This window comes from Campylobacter sp. CN_NE2, assembly GCF_027797465.1.
GTDB lineage: Bacteria > Campylobacterota > Campylobacteria > Campylobacterales > Campylobacteraceae > Campylobacter_B.
Window position 1 is genome coordinate 520370 of record NZ_CP115608.1, and the last position, 17847, is coordinate 538216.

Below are 17847 nucleotides of genomic sequence, written 5' to 3' on the forward strand. Positions count from 1 at the left end.
CCCTTTTAAAAATTACGGATTTTACATAAATTTGGCTTTAAAACTTATAAATATTTACAAATTTCGAATTTGAAACAAAAAAAGCTTATATTGTGAATTTTTAATTTTTTTTACACTATTATTCTAAAAACTCCCATTTTGCAGGAATTTCTACTTCGCAGTAATCCAAAAGTGTTTGATATGGCTTATATTCGTCTTTGTAGTTTAGGCTCGGGCAATCTTTTACCAAAAAACCTAGATAAATCCAGCGCAAACCGGCATTTTTTGCAAATTCTATCTGCTTTAAAAGAGAAAATTTGCCTAGACTTAAATTTGCAAAATCAGGGTCCCAGTAACAATAAATAGCGCTCAACCCGTCATCGACAACATCGATCAAATCAACGCAAATAAGCCGCCCGTTTTCATCATAATATGAAAGCTCTTTGCCAAATTCGCCAAAACCTTCAACATAAATTTCATAATACCTTTGCGGATCTATATTATGTTCTCGCCAACCTTTTTTTGCCGTCATAAAATCATGATATTTGTTAAAAAGCTCGATATGTTCGTCATCTAAAATCGGACGAGAATATAAAATTTTTGTTTTTTCGTTTTTGCGATAAATTCGCCGATAAGACTTGCTAAATTTAAAGTTAAATGTATCTATTCGAACACTTTTACACTCATCACAGCTAAAACAAACAGGCTTTTGAAAATATCTGCCAAATCGCCTAAATCCGTGTTTAACTAAATTTGAATTGTGTGCAAAATCGCAATTTATAATGTAGTGATATTCGGTTCTACTAGCCCTGTCCGAAAGATACGGACAGGGGCTATCAAGTGTCGAAAAAGGTATGATTTTCATTAAATTTTCTTAACACCTGCGTGTTTGATAAATTCTTCAAATTCGTCTTTTAGGCGATTTTCTCGCCCATTTACGCTCTCATTTGAAAAATCCGCTTCCAAATCATCTTTGAAAATATCTTTAAATTCGTCGCGATTTGGATTTGGTTTTTTTGGCTTTGGCTTTGGCGCGACCGAAGCTTTTTGCTCTTTTAACATATCTTTTTTTATGTCTTTTAAGCTATCTAAAAAATCCATTTTATTCGCCTTGCATTTCCAAATCTTTTAAAGCAGCCGCAGTAGCCGCGATAACTTCGTTGTTGCGTTTTGGCTCCATAGGGTCGTCTGTGTTATCTAAAATACTTTGCATGTGTGTCTCAACAAAGCTTGTATCATAAAATCCGCGTCTAAATTCCCTGCTTTGGCTAATAGCAAGTAAAAACGGAATAATCGTTCTAACGCCTTCGATTTTAAACTCTTTTAACGCCCTTTCAAGTTTATTTACAACCAAATCATAATCAGTCGCTTTTATCATAAGTTTTGCTACAAGCGAATCAAAAAACGGCGGAATTTTGTAATCTTTGTAAATATGGCTATCAACACGCACAGAAGGGCCCAAAGCAGGATAATATCCTGTTATAGTGCCGGGTGCCGGAACAAAACCTTTCCAAACATTTTCAGCGGTAATTCTCGCTTCGATAGCAAAACCGCGTGGTTTAATGTCGCTTTGTTCAAGTTCTAAGATTTCTCCGCTTGCAATGCGAATTTGGCGAACAACCAAATCCACACCTGTGATTTCTTCTGTGATGCCGTGCTCGACTTGAATTCTTGTATTCATCTCCATAAAATAAAAGTTATTGTAATCATCAAGCAAAAACTCAACCGTTCCGACATTTGTATAATCCACAGCTTTTGCCGCAGAAATCGCAACTACACCCATAATTTTTCGTAAATTTTCGCTGATTGACGGGCAAGGAGCTATTTCGATGATTTTTTGGTGTCTTCTTTGGATAGAACAATCTCTTTCGCAAAGGTGGATAATATTTCCGTAATTATCGCCCATGATTTGAAATTCGATATGGCGCGGATTGACGACTAGTTTTTCCATAAAAACTTCGTCGTTATTAAAAAAAGTTAGAGCTTCTCTTTTGCAAGATTCATAGGCACTTTCTAAATCTTCTTCCTTCCAAACTTCGCGGATTCCTCTACCGCCGCCGCCGCCACTAGCCTTTAAAATAACAGGATAACCGATTTTTTGTGCATAATCTTTAATAGTATCCATTGTTTCGTTGTTTAATTTCTCAGTCCCCGGAACAACAGGAATTCCGTTTTTACGCATTAGATAACGAGCGATATTTTTATTTCCCATTTTGCGGATGACATCCGGTTTTGGACCGATGAAAATCAAATTTGCCTCTTCAACGGCTTTTGCAAATTCGTAGTTTTCGCTCAAAAAACCATATCCCGGGTGGATAGCGTCCGCGCCACACGCTTTTGCTACTTCGATGATTTTTTGAGCGTCCAAATAGCCTTTTAACGGCTCATCGCCTACTTCGTAAGCTTCACTAGCAATTTTTGTATGCAAACAATCCGCATCAGGCTTTGTATAAATTGCCACACTTTTTAAGTGTAAGTCCCTACACGCCCTGATAATCCTAACGGCGATTTCACCGCGATTTGCGATAAGAATTTTGTGTATCATAAATGACCTTTTGAAAAAAATTTTTATATACTATTATATTTTCGGTTATGAAAAGTTTAAATTTGTAAAGAAATTTGAGCTTGAATTTAAATAAAAATTTTTAAATTTGCTCTATTTTTGCTAAATTTAAGCTGTTATTTTGTATAATTTTTGTTTCTTTTATATCGTGCGCTCGTAGCTCAGCTGGATAGAGCATTTGATTGCGGTTCAAAAGGTCAGGGATTCGAATTCCTTCGGGCGCACCATTTTCCCCATATTTCAAAGGCAAATCAAATGAAAATCCTATTTTCTCCAAGCGAATTAAAAACCGGGGTTGCAAGTGAAAAATTTATAAAAAAAGAAAATTTTATTTTTCCAAATTTATATGAAAAAAGGTTACAAATCGTAACACTTTATAATGATTTCATTTTAAATGCCGACGAAAAGGCACTTTGCAAACTCTTTGGCACAAAAAAAGAGAAAGATTTGCTATATTATAGGAAAGATATTTTTAAAAGCGGTTGCACAAAAGCCATTTTACGATACGCAGGAACGGCATATAAAGCACTACAATACAGAAATTTAGACACAAATTCGCAAAAATTTATAGATGAAAGCGTTTTGATTTTTTCAAATCTATTTGGCGTAGTATCGGCAAGAGATGAGATACCGGATTATAAACTTAAACAGGGCGAGAGCTTTTTAAATTTGGAAATTCCTGAATTTTACCTTGAAAATTTTAGCACTCAAATCGATAAATTTGTAGAAAATGATGATATTTTAGACCTGCGTGCGGGATTTTACGAAAAATTTTACATACCAAAAAAAGAGTATTTGGCAATGAAATTTATAAAAAACGGAAAAGTTCTAAGCCATTTTGCAAAACAACTGCGTGGCGAAGTGCTAAAAGAGATCGCAATCCATAAACTTGACACAAATAAAAAGATTTTAGCGCATAATTTTACAAATTTGCAACTAAAAGATATAAAAAAGATAAAAAATCAAATTCTTATAACATACGATATACTTTAAATTTATAAAATTTTAAGTTTTGAAAATGGCTTAAAATGGCAAATTTATAGCAAAATTTGAATATTTTTGCCTATTTTGGCTATTTTTTGTTAAAAAAGTATTGTTTTTTTTAAAAAAGTGTTGTAAAATGGACGAAGTTAAACACTTTATTTTTAAAGGATTTTTTATGAAAAAAGCTGATTTTATTCAACTAGTTGCTGAAAAAGCGGGTCTTTCTAAAAAAGATTCTCTTAAAGCTGTGGATTCTGCATTAGCAGTAGTATCTGAATTGCTTGTAAAAGGTGATTCAATTAGCTTTATTGGTTTTGGTTCTTTCAATGTTGCTGAAAGAGCTGCAAGAGAAGGTAAAGTTCCTGGAACTAACAAAACTTACAAATCACCAGCTACAAAAGTTGTTAAATTTAAAGTTGGAAAACAACTAAAAGAAGCTGTTGCAAAAGCTAAAAAGAAAAAATAATTTCTAGCATTTTGAAAAATGTTTCATAGTCCCACTTCGTGTGGGACTTTTTTATTTTATTTTAAATTTTTTTCTATATAATTTGGTTCTTGTTTTTTGAATTTTTAAATTTATCAAAACTGCCCGGGTGGTGAAATTGGTAGACGCACCAGACTCAAAATCTGGCGGGGGCAACTCCGTGCCGGTTCGATTCCGGCTCCGGGCACCATTTTATTATTTTTTTTATCAAGCACTAAAAATTTTTTGCATTCATTGCCACATATATGATTTCCTTTGTGGCGTTAAAAAAGATAGTTTTTATATTTTAAATTGCCAATAAATTTTATCCAAGTGCTGAAAAAAGAGCACAAATTGCTTCTACAATAAGCCAAAATCCCAATAATAAAGCCTTTACAAAATACAATGCAAACTCTTTTATAACTAATTTTGAGCTAAAATTTTGCTCTTTATATGTGCCTTTGTAAAATTGCCACAAAGCTAGGCAGAATTTAAATACAAAGCCAAAATTCAAAAATCCTAAAATAATAACACAAAAAGTTATACCAAAATAACGGCTAAAAATCAAAATAAAGCAAATATCAAAAACAAGAAGAGTTAGAAACATCAGACCTTGAAATTTCAAAAAATTTCGCATTATACACCTTAAATTAAAATTGCTAAAATATGACTTGGCAAACAATATATGTTTGCCAAATATTATGTTCTTACATACATATTCTATTTTGCGCTAAATTTTCCAGCCATTGCTTTATAGATTGCGATTTCGGTGTTTAGGACATTATAACGCTGTGAAAGCATATCTATCATCGAATTTACACGACTTGTTTGGGCATTTATAAAATCTCTAAATTCGATAGCCCCTGCGTCATATTTGGTGCGATAAATTTCAGCAATTTGTGCTTGTGATTTATAGGTTTTTTCGGCATTTTCAAGCGTTTTTAGCTCCAAGCCATAAAGTTCGTATAAATTTCGCACTTCGTTTGCTGCATTTGAAAGCGTTTTTTCATACGCAGTGCGAGATTTTTCAAATGCAAGTTCTGAAATTTTTAACCTTTGTTTTAGCCTTGGATAGTCCAAAAACGGCAAACTCACACTAAGCGTGCCGTTAAAAAGCTTTAAGTCAAAAGCGTCATTTACTTCTGCGCCGCTTCCACTAAGTCCAGCCCCAAGCGTGATTGACGGGAAAAAATTTAGCTTTGAAACTTTATAATTATAAAAGCCTGAGTTTAAATTTGCTAAGGCAGTTCGCACATCGGGGCGATTTGAAAGTGCTAAAAACGGCACTTCTAAATCCACGCCTAAAAATTTAACGCTGTTAATCGAATTTAGATTTTTTTCAAATTCTAAAATTTGCAAATATCTATCTCCTGCCACGCTATAAGGCGATTTTGTCGAATTTAGGGCAGTTTGCGAATTCGGCACCAAAACCTTGCTGTCGCTTCTGTCTAAATTTGCTTCCGCACTATCAGGAATTACCAAATTTCTGAGCAAAAGCCTATTATTTTCGATCTGTCTTTTTAAATTTAGCACCCTATTTTCTAGGCTTAAAATATTCATTTGCATTTGCTCGACATCGATAAATTCGCCCCTGCCGTAGTCATATTTGGCTTTGACTATATCTTTTAGCTCGGCATAATTTTTCAAATTTTGCTGCGTAAATTTAAGTGCGTCATTTAAATAAAGCATTTGAAAATAACCACCAACAACCGAATTTATAATGCTTAGCCTTAAATCATCATAAGTGTATTCGCTAGAAATCGCACTCCACTGACTAGAATTTACACTAGCACGAATTTTGCCGTAAATATCAAGCTCATAACTAGCACTTAGCCCACCGCGATACGACTTGCTAAAATCATCGCTATGGGCGACATTTCTACTAGCACTAGCTCCCAAACTTCCGTTTATTGTCGGAAATAAATCAGCTTCACTTAAACCTAAATTTGCATACGCCGTGGCGATATTTAGGGCTGCTGTTTTTAAATCGTAATTATTTTGCAAAGCCAAATCTACAAGTTCGTTTAAATATGGCTGATTGTATTTTTTATACCACTGCGTATCGATGATATAGCTTTCATTTTCATCATAATAATTGTCAATCGGCTCGTATTTTAAGTCGCCCTTAACGCTACAACCTACAAAAAAAATCGCCAAAATTCCAAAAAATATAAATTTTTTCATTTTTTACTCCTGTGCTAGTGCATCAATCGGATTTAATTTACTTGCATTTCTAGCCGGTAAATAGCCAAAAATAATGCCGATAGCCGATGAAACGACAAAGGCAATCACAAAAGGTGCAGTTGTAAATTTCATCGTAAAATCTGAGCTAATGCTGTTAAATCCATATCCTAGCGTAAGTGCAAGCAAAATGCCGATAAATCCGCCAAGAGAGCAAAGCAAAATGGCTTCAATTAAAAATTGTTGCAAGATATTTGATTCTTTTGCGCCTATTGCCATAGCTATGCCGATTTCGCGTGTGCGTTCGGTAACGCTAACAAGCATGATATTCATAACGCCTATTCCGCCGACAATAAGAGAAATCACAGCAATCGATGAGATAAGAATTTTCATAGTTCCTGTTGTGCTTTCGACCGTTTGTCTTATAGTGTCTGAATTTCGTGTATGAAAATCTCTCGTGCCGTGTCTTTGCATTAAAAGCTGAGTAATGCTTTCTTCTGCCATTTGCGGATCAACATCGTCTTTTACTTTTACGGTGATTGAATTTATCCTACGATTGCCTGAAATTTTATTTATCAAAGTCGAATACGGCACATAAATTCGCAAACTCTCGCTTACACCAAAAGCATTTTTTTCATCAGCCGCAACGCCGATAATGCGAAGCGGTTTTCCTGCAAATGTGATAGTTTTGCTAAGCGGATTTTCATTTTTAAAAAACTGCTTTTTCGTATTTTGATCTATCACGACCACAGAAGCAGAGCTTTCTATATCTTCTGCGCTAAAATTTCGTCCGCTTTCTATTTCTATTCCGCTAACAGAAAGCGAGTGTTCGCCACCGCCCCTAACTTCGGTTCGAGAGTTAAAATTTGCATAAGTTAGCGTTCCGCTTGAATTTACATTTGGCGTCGAATAATCAATATACGGCTGTCTTGCCAAAGCATTTGAATCAGAAATGGTTAGAGTGCTAACAAACCCTGCTCGCATATCTCCAAAACTTCTTCCTGCTTGAACGGTGATCGTATTTGTTCCGATAGACTTAATCGAAGCTAAAATTTTCTCTTGTGAGCCATTACCTAAGGCAACAACGCAGATAACAGAAGCTATACCGATAATAATACCAAGCATAGTTAGCATTGAGCGAAGTTTATGCGAAAATATCGCACTCACAGACATTTTAAAGCTCTCTAAAAATTGATCCTTGTAGGCAAATAAAGCATTTTTTTCACCTACTTTTTCTTTTTTAAGTTCGTAAATGTTTTCTGATTTTTTTCTGTCGCTTAGAATTTCGCCGTCTTTGATTTCGATTATGCGATCTGCGTGTTCAGCGATATTTTTATCATGTGTTACAATTATGATTGTATGACCTTGTTTATGCAAATCACACAAAATTTGCATAACAGTTTCGCCGCTTTTGCTATCAAGTGCCCCGGTTGGCTCATCTGCTAGTATGATTTCTCCGCCGTTCATAAGGGCGCGCGCGATACTAACTCTTTGTTGCTGACCGCCGCTTAGTTTATTTGGATAGCTCTGCGTTTTATCGCCAAGTTCAAGTCCGCTTAAAAGCTCTACTGCTCTTTTATCTCTAATTTCTGCACTCATACCTGCATAAATGGCAGGAAGTGCGACATTTGCAGCCGCACTCATAGTTGCGATTAGATTATAGCGTTGAAAAACAAAACCGAATTTTTTGCTCCGTAAATTTGCTAGATCATCACTACTAAATTTAGCCACATCTTTTCCGTCAATAAAATAACTGCCGCTACTTGGCGTATCAAGACAACCGATTATATTCATAAGTGTCGATTTGCCAGAGCCTGACTGCCCGATGATAGAAATAAATTCGCCTTTTTTTATATGCAAATTTATATCTTTTAGGACATGGACTTTATTCTCACCGAGTGTGAAAATTTTATTTATATTTTCTAGCTTTATCATTTTTAAAATCTCATCGGCGGTGTTCCACTCCTGGCACCCCGTCCGTCACTTGCGAATTTAGCTCCGCCTATATCACCGCTTAAAACGATAATATCATCATCGTTTAAACCTTCCAAAATTTCGGTATTCGAATCATCACTAGCACCGGTTTTAACATAAATTTTTTCGGTTTTTGCACCTTTTAATACATAAACAAAATCGCCCTGTTTGTCTCTTTTTAATGCAGAGGTCGGCAGATATGAAGTATTTTCTTTTTCTATTGTGATGATTGAATTTTCTGTTGTCATACCGATTTTTAGGAAATCGTCGTCATTTTCAACCAAAACTTTTACATAAAAATATTTAGCGCTGTTGCTTGAACTTGCCGAATTTGAATTTCCATAACTTCCGTCACTTAGCGTAGTAAGACCCGGATCAATAGTAGAAATTACCGAGTGTTTTACATTTTTTAAATCCGAAAGGATTGTATATTCGACCTTCATGCCTTTTTTTATTTTTGAAATATCGCCTTCTGCGACTTCCATTTTAATCTCCATTTTTGTTAAATCAGCAATCTTTACGATTGTCGGAGTGCTTTGGTTTGCATTTATCGTTTTTCCCTCTTCAACAGGAACCGAAACTATCGTGCCGTCGATTGGAGCGGTTATTTTAGTATAGCCAAGATCGGTTTCTGCGGTATTTAAGGCAAGCTTAGTTTGCTCGATTTGCGCCTGAATTTGCTTTAAATTTGCTTCTTGCAAAGCGGCTGTATTTTTAGCATTTTCCACAGCTTCAAGCGAAGTTGCTTTTTTATTATACAAATTTAACTCACGATTGTATTTAACTTTGGCATTTTTGGCAGAAATCTCAGTTGCAGCCAAATTTGCTTCATGTATCAAAAGTTGCGCTCTTTGTCTTGAAATCTCATTTTCTTGTTTAACAGAATCAATTTCGGCTATCATATCGCCTTTTTTGACGACATCGCCTACTCCGACATAAAGTTTTTTAATCTGACCGCTGACTTGTGCACCGACATCGACCAAATCCCTAGCATAAACTTCGCCGTTAGCACTGACTATGCTTCGTATGTCGCCTTTTTGAAGCTGTGTTGTAATAACCTTTGGAGTCTCAACTTTAACAAAAAATTTAGAATAAACAAAGTATCCAAATAACGCTAAAATAGCTAAAACAATGATAAATTTAATCTTTTTATTCATCTTTTACTCTTTAATAAAAAATTTACGATAATTTTAAAATAAAAAACTGAAATTTATGTTAAGTTTAGCTGTTTTAAATTCAAATTTAATAAATTTTGAAAATTTATAAGAAATTTGCCGATTTTTAGCACTTTTCTTGATAATTTTATATAAATTTATACCTTTTTTTGGTAAAATAGTGAGATTTATTTTAGGAATTTATATGAGTAATTTAGAAGTAATAATTTTAGCTGCGGGTTTTGGAACTCGTATGAAATCAAGCAAATCAAAGGTTTTATTTAAACTTTGTGGCAGGGAAATGATTTGTCATATTTTGCAAAAATCGTATGAAATCACGGATAATGTTAGCGTTATTTTATCTCATCAATTTGACGAAATCAAAGAGATAATCTTAAAAAATTTTCCAAATACAAAAATTTACAAACAAGATATTGAGAAATTTCCCGGCACCGCAGGAGCGTTAAGAGATGTCGAATTTAACGCAAAAAAAACCTTAATCGTATGTGGCGATATGCCATTAATCAAAACGGCTGAACTTTTAAGGCTTTCTAGTGGGGAAGCTGACATAAATTTAAGCGTTTTTGAAGCGAAAAATCCTTACGGATACGGACGGGTTATCATAAAAAACGGCGAAATCCAAAAAATCGTCGAACAAAAAGACGCAAACGAGAGCGAAAAAGCTGTAAATTCGGTAAATGCGGGTTGCTACTGCTTTAAAACCGAAGTTTTAAAGCAAATTTTACCTATGATTAAAAATGAAAATTCGCAAAAAGAGTTTTATCTGACCGATACGATTGAGATTGCCAAAAATATGGGCTTAAAATGCAACGCCGTAATGGTCGATGAGCAAAATTTTATGGGGATAAACGATAAATTTGCACTTTCTATCGCAGAAAATATCATGCAAGATGAAATCAAAGAAAATTTGATGAAACAAGGTGTCTTAATGCGACTTCCGCATACGATTTATATCGATTGTAACGCCAAATTTATCGGCGAGTGCGAGTTGCAAGAAAATGTCAGCATTATCGGAAATTGCGTTATCGAAAATAGCATTATAAAAAGTAGTAGCGTTATCGAAAGTAGCGTTATAAAAAATTCAGACATAGGCCCTATGGCGCATATTCGCCCTGATTGCGAAATTTGTGGCACTCATATCGGAAATTTTGTAGAACTAAAAAAAGCCAAAGTAAATGATATAAAAGCAGGACATTTAAGCTATTTGGGAGATTGCGAGATTGATAGCGGTACAAATATCGGCTGTGGCACGATTACTTGCAATTATGATGGAAAGAAAAAATATAAAACTATCATTGGTAAAAATGTATTTATCGGTTCAGATACCCAACTCGTCGCGCCTGTAAAAATCGAAGACGATGTCCTAATCGCAGCAGGAACGACGGTAACTAGCGATGTGCCAAAGGGAAGTTTGGCGATTTCAAGAACAAAACAAGAAAATAAAAAAGAGTTTTTTTATAAATTTTTTAGGAGTGAATAATGGCAAAAAAGAAGGTTTTACTGGCAGTTTGCGGAAGTATTAGTTTTTATAAATCTTTTGAAATTCTTTCAAGGCTAAAAAAAGAAAATTTCGATGTTTATGTTATGCTTAGCGAAGGAGCTTTGAAATTTGTTAATTACAAAGCTTACGAGGCACTTTGCGATCACCCTGTACTTTGTTCTCAAACGGAAGATTGGCAAGAGGGCGTAAATCATATAGAATATGCCAAAGTTGATTTGGTGTTAATCGCTCCTGCTAGTGTAAATACTATAAATAAGCTTGCTTGGGGCGTTTGTGATAATGTCTTTATGCAAACCCTAATCGCGACAAAAGCGCAACTCATCATCGCACCTGCCGCAAATACAAAAATGCTTGAAAATCCTATCACAAAAAATTGTATTGAGATTTTAAAAACCAAAACAAATGCGATTCTTATAGATCCTGTTGAAAAAACTTTGGCGTGTGGCGAATTTGGAAAAGGTGCATTGCCTGAACCTAAGATGATTGTTAGCGAAGTCAAACGAGCTATTTATGAAGATAAATTTTATAAAAACAAACTTGTCGTCATTACCGGTGGTCCTACAATCGAAAAAATCGACAATGTGCGCGGTATAACAAATTTTTCAAGCGGAAAATTAGCAAAAGCCTTGGCCGATGCATTTTATTATTTGGGTGCAGAAGTTATTTTAATTTCTAGTATCGAATACGACGAACTTCCATACAAACTTGTCAAATTTGAAAGCTCGATTGGTTTAAAAAGTGCGTTAGAAAGCACCAAATTTAGAGAAAATTCATACTTGATAATGGCAGCAGCCGTAAGTGATTATATTCCAAAGGTTCGCTATAAAGAAAAAATGAAAAAAGAAGAAATCGGCGAAATTTGGAATTTAAGGCTTGGTTTAAATGACGATATTATCAGCAGTTTTAGAGCAATGGGAGTTAAAAAAATAGGCTTTAAGCTTGAAACTGACAAAGAAAGCGCATTAAACGGCGCTAAAAAAATGCTAAATGAAAAAGGGCTTGATGCGGTTTGTTTAAATGTCTTAGACGATGTGGTTAAATTTGGCGGCGATGTTACTCGCATAACCTATATAACCAAAACAGGTGAAACCGAAATCAAAACTGCAACTAAAAATGAAGTAGCATTTCAAATCGCAAAACTTACAAAAAGCCTATAAATGAACGATTTAAATCATCTTGCTATCATAATGGACGGCAATGGGCGTTGGGCGAAAGCCCACGCGCTCGTTCGCACTAAGGGTCATGAAAAAGGGGCTTTGGTAGTCGAGCAAATTTGCGAATTTTGCATAAAAGAAAAAATCCCAAATCTCACGCTTTATGCTTTTAGCACCGAAAACTGGAAACGCCCAAAAAGCGAAGTTGATTTTTTGATGAAACTTTTGGCTAAATTTTTGGTTGATAAAAAAGAGAGTTTTTTAAAAAACGGCATAAATTTCAAAGCTGTCGGCGATATAACGAAATTTAGCGATGATTTAAAAGAAAAGATTGAAAATACACAAAATTTTACGCAAAATTGTGCGAATTTAAATCTAAATTTGGCGATAAATTACGGCGCGCGTGATGAAATCGTGCGAATTTGCCAAAAAATTTTAGCAAATAATGGCGAAATTTGCGAAAGCGAAATTTCAGCACATTTGGATACCGCTAGAAGCGGCGATGTGGATTTGCTAATCCGCACAGGTGGCGAAAAGCGCATTTCAAATTTTTTGCTTTGGCAGGCAAGTTACGCTGAACTTGCGTTTAGCGATACTTTGTGGCCTGAATTTTCTAACGAAGAATTATCGCAAATCATCAGCGAATTTAAAAACAAAAATCGCAGATTTGGAGGATTATAATTATGGCTTGGAAAACACAAAGAATGTTTCAAAAAACGCAAAGGGCTTACGATGAAAAATTTGAAAATTTGAATAATTCTACGGCACAAAATACGCAACACAACAGAGTCTCTGACACACACACACACACACCGCAAAGGGTTTTTTATCCTGATTTTTTAAGAGTTTTTGCGATTTTTGCGGTTATATTTTTGCATGTAGCTGCATATAAATGGTATGCTTTTAAGCCAAATACTTTCCAGTGGCAGGTTTTTAATTTTTACGACGGATTAGTTCGTTGGTGTGTGCCTGTTTTTGTTATGGTTAGCGGTATGTTTTTGCTTGATTTCAAGCGATATAGTGAAAGCGTGAGCGAAAATTTCAACCGAATTTTAAAGAAAAATATTTTTAGATTATCCGTTACGCTCATTGTTTGGAGTATTTTTTATATATATTTCGATATGTTTTTATCAAATAAATTTGACACTAATCCATTTAGATTAACCGACTTTTTATTTAAAAGCACAAAATTTCACCTTTGGTTTTTATATATGATAATCGGACTTTATTTTTTGGCCCCGTTTTTGCAAGTTTTGGTGCGAAATTTAAGCAAAAAAGATTTTGAACTTTTACTCATTGTTTTAGCGATTTTTTGTTGTGGTTATGATTTTATTAATATATTTTTGAAATTTTTTCTAAATAAAACTCTATATTTTCGTTCAAGTGTCCCTGAATTCAGTGGTTATTTGATATATTTTTTAGCCGGATTTTACTTTGCAAATTTTGAAATTTCTAAAAGAACTAGAACTATTTTTTACATTTTAGCTATTATCGGACTGATTTTTGCCACCTATGTAAATTCAGAATTTGCCCTGCACCACGAAAAGAAAAAGGATTTTTTCTATGGTTATAAAATTTTAAGCACCATGCTAACTAGCTTCGGCGTTTTTATTTTCTTTAAAAATTTATTTGCAAAATTCCAAAATAACAGCAAATTTGCAAAAATCATAACAAAGCTTTCGGCATTAAGTTTTGGAATTTACCTTATTCATCCTGCGATTTTAGATTTTATAGTTAAAAAAATGCAAATTACGACGACCACGCTAAATCCTATAATAATGGTTCCACTTTTAAGCTTGGCAGTTTTTACGATTTCTGCACTTTTGGCATTTATACTCTCAAAAATTCCTATTTTGCGAAAAGTAGTCTGAAAAATTTAAGCCTAAATTTGCATTAAATTTTCAAATTTAAAACCAAATTTGCCCAAAATTTAGCCAAATCATTGTAAAATAATATTTTGCAAATTTAAGAATTTGCGAATTTACTAAATTTAGGATTTTAAAATGCAATTAGACACACTTTACGGCGTAGTTTTTTTTATTTTAGGGCTTTGTATCGGCTCATTTAGCAATGTTTTGATTTATCGTTTGCCACGAAACGAAAGCATAAATTTCCCCGCTTCGCACTGCACGAGTTGCAACACGCCACTGAGATTTTATCACAATATTCCGCTTTTTTCTTGGATATTTTTACGCGGAAAATGCGCATTTTGCAAAGAAAAAATCAGCTTTCAATATCCGCTTGTCGAGCTTTTGGGCGGTTTGCTTATGTGGATTGCATATTATTTTGAACCAAATTTAATCAAAGCCGCGATTTTAGGGCTTTGTTTTATCGTGCTTTTAGCTCTTTCGGCGATCGACCTTAAATACAAAGCAGTTCCTGATTCGCTTCTTTATGTAAGTTTGGTTTTAGCCGTTATTTACTCGCTTTTATTCGAATTTAGCTTCGACGGCATTATCGCGGGTGCGATTTTTGCGTTTGCGTTTTGGCTACTTGGCAAAATCGTTTGGAAAATCAAAGGACAACAAGCCTTAGGCGAAGCAGATATTTACATAGTCGCTGTTATGGGGGCGATTTTAGGGCTTTCGCAAGGCTCGTTAGCCATACTAATCGGTGCTTTGCTTACAATTCCCGCCTTTGCAATCGCAAATCAAAAAAACTATGAGCTTCCGTTTGTGCCGTTTTTGGCACTTGGGCTACTCATAACCTATATGTTTGGCGAAAAAATCGTTACATTTTTAAAAGATGTGGGAATTTTGATCTAATGGATAGAACGAGAAAGTATCTGTTTTCGAATTTTGTAAGTTCGTTTGCGTCGCTTTTTAGCACACTTTTTATCATAATGTCGATTGTGTTTTTTTTGCAAATCGCACGCATTACATCGTTTATTGAGATAAATTTGAGTGAGCTTATAAAACTTTATTTGTTTATGCTTCCTAGAATTCTTATCTTTACCGTGCCGATTGCCTTTTTCGTTGCCCTTACTATGGCGCTTTTTCGCCTTTCAAAAGAAAACGAAACTATCGTCATTTTTACTATCGGATACGAAACACGCAAAATCGCTTCGTTTTTCTTTTTTGTTGCATTTATAACTACTGCTTTTTTACTTTTTATCTCGCTTGTAATGATGCCGATAGCAGAGAATTTAAAAGAGAATTTTATTGATTATAAAAAAGCAAAAGCAACGCTAAATATAAAATCTAGCGAATTTGGGCAGAAATTCGGCGACTGGCTTGTTTTTATCGAAAATGAAGCAAACGAAAACGGTCGCACGATTTACAAAAATTTAGTTATGTATAATCCGGGTAAAAAAAACGAAAACGAGCAGATGATTATCGCCGAAAATGGCGAATTTAAGCATATCAAAGCAAATTTTTTGGTCGAACTTGAAAACGGAAAAGCCTACACTATGCGAAGTGATAGCTGGCATATAACGGAGTTTGAAAGCCTGATTATCCGCACTTTGGCGAACTCTCGTGTCCGCGAAGTCGGTGCTTTTGTGGAGTATTGGAAAGATATGAAAAACAGCCAAAAACGCAAAAAAGATTTTAGCATTTATGTGCTAGTTTCGCTATTTCCGATTGCCAGTGTGTTTTTTGCGCTAAGCTTTGGGATTGTAACTTATCGCTACGAAAAAGGCTTCGTGTATGGCGGAATTTTTGGCGTTTTGTTTGTATATTTTGCACTCATTATGATACTAGCTAAGATACCGCAAGTTGCAGTGCCTGTAACATTTTTTATAAGTTTGATTGCTTCATATATTTATTATAAGGTTAAAATTGCCTCTCGTTACTAAAAATTCGCTAAATTTGGGCGAAAATTTGCTAAAAATCACATACTCTTACAACGGCGCAAAATTTTGTGGTTCGCAAAGCCAACCAAATGGATTAAGCGTAGAAAATGCCCTAAAAGAAGCCCTTAGCCATGTTGGGCTTTTTGGCTCACTAACCACAAGTTCTCGCACCGATAAAGGCGTTCATGCGCTTTCTCAGGTTAGCACCACGCCCTGCCCTGATTTTTGGGATTTACGCCGTTTAAAAGAGCTTATAAATCGCCACGCTACTCCTTACATTTATATAAAAAAGCTTGAATTTGTTGATGAGAATTTTCACCCGAGATTTTCTGCTAAGGCTCGTTCGTATAGGTATATACTAAATCACGGCAAATTTGATCCGTTTTTGGCTGATTTTTGCCATTTTTATCCGAATTTGGATATAAATTTGCTAAATTTAGCTTTATCGAATTTTATCGGCAAACACGATTTTAGCGTGTTTATGAAAGCAGGAAGCGAAATAAAATCTCCCGTGCGAGAAATTTATAAAGCCTATGCTTTTAGACACAAAAATTTGACGATTATCAAATTTAAGGCAAACGGCTTTTTGCGAAGTCAAGTTCGCTTAATGGTGGCAAACGCCCTAAAATCACTTAATTCGGGGCAAAAAATAAATTTCAAAAAAGCTCTCACACGCATACCTGCACCGCCAAATGGGCTGTATTTAGAGCGAATATTTTATTAAAATTCATAAAATTTTGCGTAAAATTTTATGAATTTATCTTAAATTTAGCGTATATTCCACATATCCTGTTTCTTTTGTGATTGTGATTACGGCGCTATCGCCGTTATCGTTTGAAATAGTAATAGTGCAATCGCTATGAAAGAGCTTGTCATAAGGTATCGCAGAATTTGCAAGTTGCCCCATAGGACGACCTTTTGCGTCAAAAGAAATCGTAGTCATTCTAGCACAAGCCCCGCCAAATACTACATTTGTTATACTATAAGTTTCCTGTATATTAAGCTTTTTATTCATTTTTGCATGATTTTTATTAAAAGATTGTCTTGCGAAACCAGAAGTTAGATATTTATTTGGATTCATAGGATCAACGGCAAGTTCGTTTTCGCTATTTGGATTTCCTGCATTATCAGTTGTAGGATTGAAATTGTCCCAAAAAATGGTATAACGCCAACCAGAAGCCGAACCTTGCGAATTGTGATTGTGAAACTGAATTCGCCAAGCTTTTCTATGCCAGTTTGGATCATTTGCGTTAAATTTATTATCACTCATCGCAAGTTGTTGAGTATAGCGAATATGAGAAGCGATTTGATCTGCTGCTTCGATTAAACCGTTGCGTTCGATTTTAGGAATCGCAACGGCTACAAGTATGCCGACGATTACGATGATAAAGACAAGCTCTATCATCGTAAAGGCTTCAGCAAATTTCATTAATATTAAAATCCAGGTCCAGCGTATAAAATATCGCCGTTTGGACTTTGTGTAGAAGTTGCTCCCACATAGCCTGTTTCTGGTTGAACATAGATTGTCGCTGTTTGCCCTGCTTCATTTGTCAAAGTTATAGTGCAAGTAGCAGTATATAGCCCGTCATATAAATTTTCATTATCAGCCATAGGGCGACCTTTGAAATCAAACATAATGTGATTTTCTCCATCGCAACCACTTTCAAGAGCTATATTTGTTATAGAATATGTATTTGCTAAATTTAATTTTTTATTTTGATTAGTAGCGTCAGTTCCAGTCCCTGCCGATGTTAAAAACTTAGCAGGATTCATCGGATCAACTGCATATTCATTAGCTTGCGGGGTTCCACTAGCGTCAATATCGCTATAAATAAAATATCTAGTTCCGTCAAACTCAATTCTCCAACCTTTTCTATGCCAATTATCATCATTTGCATTGAATTTATTATCATTCATCGCAAGTTGTTGCGTATAGCGAATATGAGAAGAGAGTTGATCTGCTGCTTCGATTAAGCCATTACGCTCTACCTTTGGTATGGCAACTGCGGCTAGAATTCCGACAACAACGATGATAAAAACAAGCTCAATCATCGTAAAAGCTCTAAAAGTTTTCATAATT

At 35.0% G+C, this 17847-nt stretch carries 18 protein-coding genes and 2 tRNA genes; 11 read left to right on the forward strand and 9 right to left on the reverse strand.

The window, feature by feature from the left end; all coding sequences use genetic code 11:
* Window positions 1–118 precede the first annotated feature (118 nt).
* Genes PF028_RS02515 through PF028_RS02525 form a run of 3 tightly spaced genes read right to left on the reverse strand, consistent with a single transcriptional unit; the run spans window position 119 to window position 2524 of the window.
* Window positions 119–844 carry an arginyltransferase gene (locus PF028_RS02515; RefSeq protein ID WP_270861172.1) on the reverse strand — a complete coding sequence of 242 codons (726 nt, stop codon included), beginning with the start codon at window positions 842–844 and terminating at the stop codon, window positions 119–121.
* A complete protein-coding gene (locus PF028_RS02520) occupies window positions 844–1080 on the reverse strand; it encodes a hypothetical protein (protein ID WP_270861173.1) in 237 nt (78 codons plus the stop codon). The genes PF028_RS02515 and PF028_RS02520 overlap by 1 nt, the downstream gene beginning before the upstream one ends.
* A gap of 1 nt (window position 1081) precedes the next feature.
* Window positions 1082–2524 carry an acetyl-CoA carboxylase subunit A gene (locus PF028_RS02525; protein ID WP_270861174.1) on the reverse strand — a complete coding sequence of 481 codons (1443 nt, stop codon included), beginning with the start codon at window positions 2522–2524 and terminating at the stop codon, window positions 1082–1084.
* A 168-nt stretch (window positions 2525–2692) separates the two neighbouring features.
* Here PF028_RS02525 and PF028_RS02530 point away from each other — a divergent pair.
* The 4 genes from PF028_RS02530 (at window position 2693) to PF028_RS02545 (ending at window position 4200) form a co-directional block, all read left to right on the forward strand.
* Window positions 2693–2769 (forward strand) — tRNA-Arg (locus tag PF028_RS02530).
* A gap of 28 nt (window positions 2770–2797) precedes the next feature.
* Window positions 2798–3535, forward strand: a complete 738-nt coding sequence (gene yaaA, locus PF028_RS02535; RefSeq protein ID WP_270861175.1) for a peroxide stress protein YaaA — start codon at window positions 2798–2800, stop codon at window positions 3533–3535.
* A 166-nt stretch (window positions 3536–3701) separates the two neighbouring features.
* Entirely contained in the window at window positions 3702–3992 is a 291-nt protein-coding gene (locus tag PF028_RS02540) for an HU family DNA-binding protein (protein WP_270861176.1), read from the forward strand.
* 121 nt (window positions 3993–4113) lie between these two features.
* A tRNA-Leu gene (locus tag PF028_RS02545) sits at window positions 4114–4200 on the forward strand.
* Window positions 4201–4314: 114 nt separating this feature from the next.
* Here the strand turns inward: PF028_RS02545 and PF028_RS02550 are convergent.
* The 4 genes from PF028_RS02550 to PF028_RS02565 form a co-directional block, all read right to left on the reverse strand.
* The gene (locus PF028_RS02550) at window positions 4315–4626 is read right to left on the reverse strand and encodes a hypothetical protein (RefSeq protein WP_270861177.1); all 312 of its coding nucleotides are present in this window, start codon (window positions 4624–4626) and stop codon (window positions 4315–4317) included.
* 83 nt (window positions 4627–4709) lie between these two features.
* Window positions 4710–6173, reverse strand: a complete 1464-nt coding sequence (locus PF028_RS02555; protein ID WP_270861178.1) for a TolC family protein — start codon at window positions 6171–6173, stop codon at window positions 4710–4712.
* Between the two features lie 3 nt (window positions 6174–6176).
* Complete coding sequence (locus tag PF028_RS02560) at window positions 6177–8105, reverse strand: MacB family efflux pump subunit (RefSeq protein ID WP_270861179.1); 1929 nt, start codon at window positions 8103–8105, stop codon at window positions 6177–6179.
* 2 nt (window positions 8106–8107) lie between these two features.
* Window positions 8108–9301, reverse strand: coding sequence for an efflux RND transporter periplasmic adaptor subunit (locus PF028_RS02565; RefSeq protein ID WP_270861180.1), 1194 nt, complete (start codon window positions 9299–9301; stop codon window positions 8108–8110).
* Between the two features lie 202 nt (window positions 9302–9503).
* Between PF028_RS02565 and glmU the strand changes: the two genes are divergently transcribed.
* The 7 genes from glmU (at window position 9504) to truA (ending at window position 16491) form a co-directional block, all read left to right on the forward strand.
* Window positions 9504–10799 (forward strand): bifunctional UDP-N-acetylglucosamine diphosphorylase/glucosamine-1-phosphate N-acetyltransferase GlmU, encoded by a 1296-nt coding sequence (glmU, locus tag PF028_RS02570; RefSeq protein ID WP_270861181.1) that lies wholly within the window; start codon window positions 9504–9506, stop codon window positions 10797–10799.
* Window positions 10799–11977 carry a bifunctional phosphopantothenoylcysteine decarboxylase/phosphopantothenate--cysteine ligase CoaBC gene (gene coaBC, locus PF028_RS02575; RefSeq protein ID WP_270861182.1) on the forward strand — a complete coding sequence of 393 codons (1179 nt, stop codon included), beginning with the start codon at window positions 10799–10801 and terminating at the stop codon, window positions 11975–11977. Before glmU ends, coaBC begins: the two co-directional genes overlap by 1 nt.
* Window positions 11978–12655 carry a polyprenyl diphosphate synthase gene (gene uppS, locus PF028_RS02580; RefSeq protein ID WP_270861183.1) on the forward strand — a complete coding sequence of 226 codons (678 nt, stop codon included), beginning with the start codon at window positions 11978–11980 and terminating at the stop codon, window positions 12653–12655. It begins immediately after the preceding gene.
* A gap of 2 nt (window positions 12656–12657) precedes the next feature.
* On the forward strand, window positions 12658–13845 hold the full coding sequence (locus PF028_RS02585; RefSeq protein ID WP_270861184.1) for an acyltransferase: 1188 nt from the start codon (window positions 12658–12660) through the stop codon (window positions 13843–13845).
* 132 nt (window positions 13846–13977) lie between these two features.
* Window positions 13978–14739 carry a prepilin peptidase gene (locus PF028_RS02590; RefSeq protein WP_270861185.1) on the forward strand — a complete coding sequence of 254 codons (762 nt, stop codon included), beginning with the start codon at window positions 13978–13980 and terminating at the stop codon, window positions 14737–14739.
* Window positions 14739–15770 (forward strand): LptF/LptG family permease, encoded by a 1032-nt coding sequence (locus PF028_RS02595; RefSeq protein WP_270861186.1) that lies wholly within the window; start codon window positions 14739–14741, stop codon window positions 15768–15770. Before PF028_RS02590 ends, PF028_RS02595 begins: the two co-directional genes overlap by 1 nt.
* Entirely contained in the window at window positions 15754–16491 is a 738-nt protein-coding gene (gene truA, locus PF028_RS02600) for a tRNA pseudouridine(38-40) synthase TruA (RefSeq protein ID WP_443101037.1), read from the forward strand. Before PF028_RS02595 ends, truA begins: the two co-directional genes overlap by 17 nt.
* A 33-nt stretch (window positions 16492–16524) precedes the next feature.
* Here the strand turns inward: truA and PF028_RS02605 are convergent, their stop codons facing one another.
* Window positions 16525–17196, reverse strand: a complete 672-nt coding sequence (locus PF028_RS02605; protein ID WP_270861187.1) for a pilus assembly FimT family protein — start codon at window positions 17194–17196, stop codon at window positions 16525–16527.
* A 5-nt stretch (window positions 17197–17201) separates the two neighbouring features.
* Window positions 17202–17843 (reverse strand): pilus assembly FimT family protein, encoded by a 642-nt coding sequence (locus PF028_RS02610; protein WP_270861188.1) that lies wholly within the window; start codon window positions 17841–17843, stop codon window positions 17202–17204.
* Between the last annotated feature and the right edge of the window lie 4 nt (window positions 17844–17847).

What these genes read in the sequence shown, in the direction of transcription:
- PF028_RS02515 (WP_270861172.1), bottom strand. Translation starts at nt 844, where the DNA reads ATGAAAATCATACCTTTTTCGACACTTGATAGCCCCTGTCCGTATCTT.
- PF028_RS02520 (WP_270861173.1), bottom strand. Translation starts at nt 1,080, where the DNA reads ATGGATTTTTTAGATAGCTTAAAAGACATAAAAAAAGATATGTTAAAA.
- PF028_RS02525 (WP_270861174.1), bottom strand. Translation starts at nt 2,524, where the DNA reads ATGATACACAAAATTCTTATCGCAAATCGCGGTGAAATCGCCGTTAGG.
- yaaA (WP_270861175.1), top strand. Translation starts at nt 2,798, where the DNA reads ATGAAAATCCTATTTTCTCCAAGCGAATTAAAAACCGGGGTTGCAAGT.
- PF028_RS02540 (WP_270861176.1), top strand. Translation starts at nt 3,702, where the DNA reads ATGAAAAAAGCTGATTTTATTCAACTAGTTGCTGAAAAAGCGGGTCTT.
- PF028_RS02550 (WP_270861177.1), bottom strand. Translation starts at nt 4,626, where the DNA reads ATGCGAAATTTTTTGAAATTTCAAGGTCTGATGTTTCTAACTCTTCTT.
- PF028_RS02555 (WP_270861178.1), bottom strand. Translation starts at nt 6,173, where the DNA reads ATGAAAAAATTTATATTTTTTGGAATTTTGGCGATTTTTTTTGTAGGT.
- PF028_RS02560 (WP_270861179.1), bottom strand. Translation starts at nt 8,105, where the DNA reads ATGATAAAGCTAGAAAATATAAATAAAATTTTCACACTCGGTGAGAAT.
- PF028_RS02565 (WP_270861180.1), bottom strand. Translation starts at nt 9,301, where the DNA reads ATGAATAAAAAGATTAAATTTATCATTGTTTTAGCTATTTTAGCGTTA.
- glmU (WP_270861181.1), top strand. Translation starts at nt 9,504, where the DNA reads ATGAGTAATTTAGAAGTAATAATTTTAGCTGCGGGTTTTGGAACTCGT.
- coaBC (WP_270861182.1), top strand. Translation starts at nt 10,799, where the DNA reads ATGGCAAAAAAGAAGGTTTTACTGGCAGTTTGCGGAAGTATTAGTTTT.
- uppS (WP_270861183.1), top strand. Translation starts at nt 11,978, where the DNA reads ATGAACGATTTAAATCATCTTGCTATCATAATGGACGGCAATGGGCGT.
- PF028_RS02585 (WP_270861184.1), top strand. Translation starts at nt 12,658, where the DNA reads ATGGCTTGGAAAACACAAAGAATGTTTCAAAAAACGCAAAGGGCTTAC.
- PF028_RS02590 (WP_270861185.1), top strand. Translation starts at nt 13,978, where the DNA reads ATGCAATTAGACACACTTTACGGCGTAGTTTTTTTTATTTTAGGGCTT.
- PF028_RS02595 (WP_270861186.1), top strand. Translation starts at nt 14,739, where the DNA reads ATGGATAGAACGAGAAAGTATCTGTTTTCGAATTTTGTAAGTTCGTTT.
- PF028_RS02605 (WP_270861187.1), bottom strand. Translation starts at nt 17,196, where the DNA reads ATGAAATTTGCTGAAGCCTTTACGATGATAGAGCTTGTCTTTATCATC.
- PF028_RS02610 (WP_270861188.1), bottom strand. Translation starts at nt 17,843, where the DNA reads ATGAAAACTTTTAGAGCTTTTACGATGATTGAGCTTGTTTTTATCATC.